At 35.0% G+C, this 6,516-nt stretch carries 6 protein-coding genes and 2 pseudogenes; 1 reads left to right on the forward strand and 7 read right to left on the reverse strand.

Annotated elements, in window-relative coordinates:
* Nucleotides 1-347 (forward strand): LysE family transporter (locus tag D1970_RS19925; protein ID WP_182478598.1); only part of this gene is annotated, 347 nt, incomplete at its 5' end.
* A 262-nt stretch (nt 348-609) separates the two neighbouring features.
* Here the strand turns inward: D1970_RS19925 and D1970_RS19930 are convergent.
* The 7 genes and pseudogenes from D1970_RS19930 to D1970_RS19960 form a co-directional block, all read right to left on the reverse strand.
* Entirely contained in the window at nt 610-873 is a 264-nt protein-coding gene (locus tag D1970_RS19930) for a colicin immunity domain-containing protein (protein ID WP_119114612.1), read from the reverse strand.
* 233 nt (nt 874-1,106) lie between these two features.
* Entirely contained in the window at nt 1,107-1,862 is a 756-nt protein-coding gene (locus D1970_RS19935; protein WP_119114613.1) for an SDR family oxidoreductase, read from the reverse strand.
* A 584-nt stretch (nt 1,863-2,446) separates the two neighbouring features.
* On the reverse strand, nt 2,447-2,746 hold the full coding sequence (locus D1970_RS19940) for a hypothetical protein (protein ID WP_119114614.1): 300 nt from the start codon (nt 2,744-2,746) through the stop codon (nt 2,447-2,449).
* Nucleotides 2,747-2,820: 74 nt separating this feature from the next.
* Entirely contained in the window at nt 2,821-3,117 is a 297-nt protein-coding gene (locus tag D1970_RS19945) for a hypothetical protein (RefSeq protein WP_119114615.1), read from the reverse strand.
* A 487-nt stretch (nt 3,118-3,604) separates the two neighbouring features.
* Nucleotides 3,605-4,102 (reverse strand): annotated as a pseudogene (locus D1970_RS19950) (DUF2935 domain-containing protein); the annotation flags it as partial.
* Between the two features lie 323 nt (nt 4,103-4,425).
* Nucleotides 4,426-5,205, reverse strand: coding sequence for a DUF2935 domain-containing protein (locus D1970_RS19955; protein WP_119114616.1), 780 nt, complete (start codon nt 5,203-5,205; stop codon nt 4,426-4,428).
* Nucleotides 5,206-5,279: 74 nt separating this feature from the next.
* Nucleotides 5,280-6,247, reverse strand: a pseudogene (locus tag D1970_RS19960) (IS30 family transposase).
* Between the last annotated feature and the right edge of the window lie 269 nt (nt 6,248-6,516).

The raw sequence follows: 6,516 nt of genomic DNA on the forward strand, positions 1-6,516 counted from the left end.
ATTTTTCATTTACACAAGATATTTTACGCTCTCACGATAATATTGAAAGAAATGAAGGTAATGATAAAAATCTTTTCATAATAGGTGTATTGGTACAATTTATAAATCCAAAAGGTATTCTTTACGGTATAACGGTAGTATCAACCTTCATATTGCCTTATTACACTTCTTACTTTAGTTACTTTATTTTTTCACTTTTTTTAGGGATTGTTGGTTTAATGAGTTCATCATTTTGGAGTTTATTTGGTTCTATTTTTCAAAAATTTTTAGCGAAGTATAGACAATTATTTAATATAATTATGGCATTGTTATTGGTATATAGTGCTATTTCAATTGTTTTTCATTAACGGACGTTCATAAAATTAACAAAAGGAGGGTGCCTAAATTTATTTTTAGACATTAAGCATCTCTCCTTTTGGCTTGGTAGTTATTAAACAATCCTTACTCAATAAAGAAAGGAAAATCTCTCGATTTCTCTTATTTTCTCCAAATTACGTAGTTGTCAGTTTTAATTTTCATTTGAATATTGGAATAATGGTGTATCCAAGGATAATTTTAGGAACAAAGTGACGCACTTAGTCGAATAAAATTTAGGGGTTATTCAATAAACTATTTAAATTTAACCAACGCTTCACTTACTTCTTTTCTCAGTTGTTGTTCGGATATTTCAAATGCAGTTTCTTGTCCACGAAGACGTTCGTGCCAATAACAATCAACTGCTTCAAAAACTCCGTTTAAGATTCCGAATAGCGTGTTATCCATTCTTTCTGTCTCATTTTTAAATGTATTTAGGTAGTCACGTTCAAAATCCTCAACAGTAATTGTTTCATTTATAAAATCCCTCATTAATCTTTTATACTTATAAGCAAACATTTCTTTACCTCTTTTTTGTATTTTCTTTCAATCCATTCTAATGATATTCCTTCTTCCGGTAAACTGCCCCATTAGCACAATAAGGAATTCATCAAAAAAGGTGTTAATCCTTCCTGGAATCCACGCACCCGTTAGTTCAAGAAGAACTCATTATCAAAAAAAGCTGTATCAATGTATATTGTAATACATTGGTACAGCCTCTCTAATATTATTGTTGTTTTTACATCTCTTGGTTAACTTCGAATAAATCCGCCTTCTGAATGAATAATCTGACCAGTTATCCATTTTGCTTCATCGCTAACAAGAAAAGCAATAATTCTTGCTACATCTTCTGGTTGTCCAATACGTCCCATTGGGAACTTAGGTAATAGACACCGCCTTATTTCAGCGTTCATCCAGGTTGAATCTGTGGGTCCTGGGTTTACAGCATTAACCGTAATTCCTAATGGTGCAAGTTCTACTGATATTGACTTGGTAAAGGCTGAAATGGCTCCTTTAGTTGCTACATAAGCTAACTCGCCGGGCATTGGACCTAATTCTTGTCCTGATGTCATATTAATTATTCTTCCTGTATCTAAATTAGATTTTTCAAAACGACGAGCAAATTCCACACAAAGAAGGAAAGTGGACCTCATATTTACTGAATAATGTTCATCAAGCATTTTAGCATCTAATTCTAAATAACAATCCCTGGTAGAATGAGCTGCATTATTGACCAGGATCGAAGGGAAGCCTAGTTTTGTTTGCACTGAATCAAGTATATGAAATGCAGCATTTGCATTTGATAAATCAATTTTTATGTTTTCGCAAAGGACTCCCATATTAGTAATTTCTTGCTGGAATTTTTCTATCCACGCAGCTTCAGAATTCCAATGCGTAAAGAAAATATCTACTCCGTTACAAGCTAATTTACGACAAATAGCTGTCCCTATATCTCTTGGGTTACTTGCTCCAGTAATTAGAGCAATTTTATTTTGTATATGAGTCATCTTTATATTTCCCCCTGTTTAAAGAGGAATACTGCGATATGGGTAAAAGAGATGTTTCTTTCCATAAAAAAATCAGACCCACAAAGGTATCTGCCTAGTGTTAACGGATATTTATAACTCCACACCGCCATCCCCTTAAATGATTTTAATTCAAATAAATAAATGTACTACTCCCATAAAAAATATGGGAAAAAGCACTATTTATTTTTATTAATTATTTCATTACAGGGTTTTCCACATGTAGAATCTTAATTCCCCTTCCATTACATCTCTATCTTAATCATACCTGTACTATTATTAATAAACAATATTATTTATTGGAAATGTTTGAATTTTTTAAATAAAATATCTAGCTTCCTTCCTTGTTCAACTCCCCGTTTGTTCAATAAGAAGTTCAACAAAAAAATGCATTAATCCTACTTGGATCAACGCATCCGTTAGTGTAAGTACAATCCTTTACACTCCTATTTAATATTAATGAGACCTTTGATGTGAAAATCGAAGCCCGATATTTTCACCCGTGACGTGATTTTCTTCTATTCAGTTTTGATTAAAAAATATCTTTTATGTAAAGAAGAAAAAGACTAAAATAACCAATTTCTTCTTGTATTTTGTTCGGGAGAATTAAATAATTTCGGAGTGCTTTGATTGTAAGAGTTATTATTAAATTTCTTTCTTTTCTTATCTCTTTCAATCAATTTATGAAGTTTCTGAATTCCCTTTTCTAGTTCCAAATCAGTTAATTCACCTTTAGCATATAAACTACATAACATACCGTATGCAATAGCTATTGTATCGATTTCTACATTTACTGTTAGGTCCACATCTGAATTTCCACTATGTCCAATCATTGTATTCAGTTTATTTCCAACTGGTTTCTGCATGTATGCCTCTCCTAACATTCTTTTAAGGGTACTAGTATCCCGTAGAGACTAGTACCCCTAAGATTAAAACCTTCTTAGTCCTGTTCTTGTTCTTGTTCCTGATCGGATTCAGCCCTTGAGCGTACTCTAGCACGTGATTCACTATCAACATTAATGTCTAAGTCAATTCTAGAGTTTCCACTATTATTAATACGAGCACTTGCAATGTTAGTATTTTTGTCCTTTAAATTAACATCAGTTTCATTGTCTACTCGAGCATCAAATTCAGTGTCTACATCTACATCCACGTTACTACGTACGTCACGGTTGGAATTGCTTCTGGAATGCTCTCTTCTCCCAAAGATATTTTCGTTTCTCCAAACATTACTCATTGATCATTTCCCTCCTTTGCATTTGTATACTTTAAGTCTATTCGGAGGATAACATTTTGTTTGGACAAAAACCCCATTTGGATTTGGACTGGGGCCTGTTTTTTGAATAACGCTTAGTTAAGACGTCCTTTACACAATCCTTACTGGTTATAAATGAAGTGTATGACGATCAGATTCTTTCTTCAAAGTATCCTTTAAAAAAATTAATGTGTAGGAAATAATCAGACTTCAGAAAGTTCTCCAATAACATACATATCCCTCTCACTAAGGTTAAGCGAGAAAATTAAAAGGGAAGATTGGGACCCCTCTTTTTCAACTAAATCTCATTAGCTTAATTAACGAACCCTTTATCTAAATAGAAAGTTCTCCAATAATCCAACCTTTAATATAAATTTCCAACGAAGGAGCAATCCACGTGGCTTTCCATCTTGATGGTTCAAACGTAAAACAAAAAAGCCGCCTTGTATGGCAGCTGAATTGATTTATTTTACTGCTTTGGGCTTGAAAGATGAGCCTCAAATAAATCTATAATCCCCAAAAATCTCCCAGCTTCTCTAAATGTATGATCAGCAAGGAGTGGATGAATATTACTTTTAATACGACAAGCCTCTATTAAATCTCTTGCTTTTTTCTTAAAATCCCTTAATGAAGCAACTGAAACTCTGTTTTGATCCAAGAATTGATCCAGGATTGGAACAGTTTTCAGACTGTGGTCGCATAGAGTCCAAATCAACCGCCTGGAAAACCAGTTGATCAAAATCATGGCTAAATTCTCTTGCCTGTTCCACTAGCTTTCTTTCTGAAGGATCTAAAAGATGTCCGATAAATTTGGCATGGTCAGCCATAATCTTTAAAAAGAATAGATTTTCCTCAATAATGGTGTCAGGTTGGGGGAAGTCAGTTTGCCTTCATTGAGCTCTATTAATCTGTTGGCAAAATAAGCAGCTTCTCTGCCGACATGGTTAACTAATAATGGAAATTCATTTGTGCGGATTTCACAGCGTAAAGTTAAAAGAGCAGCTATATACCGCTGATCATGACGCAGCCAGAAACAACAAAGCCTGCACGTAATTCATGTGTAGCCAATTGCATACTTTGTTCCTCCTTTTTTACATCAATCCTATGTTTTGCTAAATCAGTAGGAATTATGATTTGAAATTAAAAAAATAATCTTTTAGCAAAAAATATTTTTAATGCTATCAATCGGGTTCAACAGATTTATTATTCATTATTTATTAGGAATCACCATATAAAAAGAAAAAGAAGAAATAAACGAAAAAAGCCCCATAATTGCGGCTTTTTTTCTCCTTAAAGAGGGTTACACTTCGGTATCTCTAGTCCCGATGATTGGGCTAATTTTAATAAATAATAACATTCCTCTCTTGCCATATGGTCTGCCATTCTCGCTGATAATGAACTTAATATTTGCTCAGACAATTCTAATTCTTCTACTTCATGAAGAAAATGTGAAAATAAATTCAGTTCTAATGAAACATCTTTCGTAAACCTCTTCAATGCTGGAAAATGTTTAAGTTCTGTGCGTAAATATCCCGTCATTTCAACAGCTTTTAAATAAAACTGCTCAAAATGTTTAGCGTAAATCTCACTCTTCTCTTTCAATCGTTTCTCTACAAGATCTAATTCACCTGAAATCGAACCAGCATGACCAGCCGCATCTGTTAACCAAACAAGATGGTAATGTAATTCATGAAAAACAGGTGGTACCGCTCCTTTTATTAAATATTCTAATATTGTTATATATTCTTCTACTTCATTTACCATATGATTAATGAAAGTTGGGGTAAAGTGGATAACAATTTTTCCTTCCAATTGTTTTTGTAAAATACTCAACTTAAATTGCCGAATCTCTTCTGCCATTTGTTTAGCATCTTTTGCGAATTCTATTAAATTGACTGTATTAATACGATTTAAATATTTATCAAATTTCTCTACAAAATATATGGCTCTCTGAATATCTTCAGTCTCTTTTGGAGCTAAAGCATCTAAAAGAAACTGTGCATGATCCCCAAGAACTCTCAACCAAAATTTATGTTCAAACAATGCACTTTCTTCATAAGTTTGATTCATTCTACTTCTCCTCCTTACCAACTTGTCTTTCATACTGATTAATACTAATGAAAGATGTAAAATATGACAGTTTGTCAATCTAAGTGCGACAGTTCTTCATAAAACGCTTCGTGTGCGGTTTTCCAGTTTAAACATTTACGAGGGCGATGATTAATCAGATGCAATGCCCGATCTACCTCTATCTGGGTAACTTTCGCCAAATCCGTCCCTTTAGGAAAGAATTCACGTAAAATGCCATTCGCATTTTCATTGCTGCCTCGCTGCCAGGAGGAATAGGGATCGGCAAAATAAACTTATATGGGCAAATCTTTTTCAATTTGCTTGTAACACTCAAATTCTTTTCCTCTATCCACGGTCGCGGTCTTAAAAGCTCTTTGTTTATACAGGGAGGAAACATGCTTGATTGCACCTTCCATAGATGTCGAAGTTCTGTCCGGTATGACAATCGCCTTATAGAAGCACGCTTTTCTTTCTATGAACGTAGCCATGTAGCCTTTGCTTTTGCCACGACACGATACAACCGTGTCCAGCTCCCAATGGCCAAGACTTTTCGTTCTCTTACCTCTTGCGGCCTTTTCTGGATGGAAGTATCCACATTGAAACGCCAGCGTGTCTCCCTCGGTTTTTGGCGTTTGCCCTTTTGCCGAAGGACATTGAGAGATTGACCTTTGTGACAAGCCCCCGGTAAAGACAATTGTATTGTTTTGAACGAGACGCTTTCGTCAGGCATTCCGTTTTCTATCTGTTCAGGGGACCAGGTGAGCTGGAGCTTCTCCTGAATCCTATCAGCCATTTGTTGGGTCCACTTTCCCTTGGGATGGCAAATAGACGCCGACCTGTGTACTTTAATTGTGCTGACTGGCTATTTTTCGGTTCTGAATTGCGTCCCAACTCTCTTGCAATGGTGGCGCCCAAGTTGTTTTGCAATAGCCCTTGTGGAATATCCTGTCCGATGAAGTGCTTCTAGTTTACCTCGCTCAAATGTAGTTGGGTATAGCCCGTACTCGTCCTCCGTGTAAAAAGGTGGTGTGGTAACTTCTATTTTACACGAAGCGAGTATGGGCTTTTTATGTTTTCATTTAACTGTCGCACTTGATATTACAATTCATCGTATATAATAATTAACAAAAAGAAATTGGAGTTTGCTTATTGTTATATAACATACGTAAAATTGGTTGTTTTTTGGCTTGTTCGAAATGCTTTTAATGAAATTGTTGCCCTTGTTGACCATCCATTTGTTGCTCTTGTTGGCTACCCATTTGTTGTCCTTGTTGGCTACCCATTTGTTGCCCTTGTTGGCTACCCATTTGT

Origin of the sequence: Mesobacillus zeae (assembly GCF_003570705.1) — a bacterium.
Taxonomy (GTDB): domain Bacteria; phylum Bacillota; class Bacilli; order Bacillales; family Cytobacillaceae; genus Mesobacillus_C; species Mesobacillus_C zeae.

Bases quoted from the DNA above. Each gene is read 5' to 3' on its own strand.
- D1970_RS19945 (WP_119114615.1), bottom strand. From the start codon at position 3,117: ATGAGTAATGTTTGGAGAAACGAAAATATCTTTGGGAGAAGAGAGCAT.
- D1970_RS19940 (WP_119114614.1), bottom strand. From the start codon at position 2,746: ATGCAGAAACCAGTTGGAAATAAACTGAATACAATGATTGGACATAGT.
- D1970_RS19955 (WP_119114616.1), bottom strand. From the start codon at position 5,205: ATGAATCAAACTTATGAAGAAAGTGCATTGTTTGAACATAAATTTTGG.
- D1970_RS19935 (WP_119114613.1), bottom strand. From the start codon at position 1,862: ATGACTCATATACAAAATAAAATTGCTCTAATTACTGGAGCAAGTAAC.
- D1970_RS19930 (WP_119114612.1), bottom strand. From the start codon at position 873: ATGTTTGCTTATAAGTATAAAAGATTAATGAGGGATTTTATAAATGAA.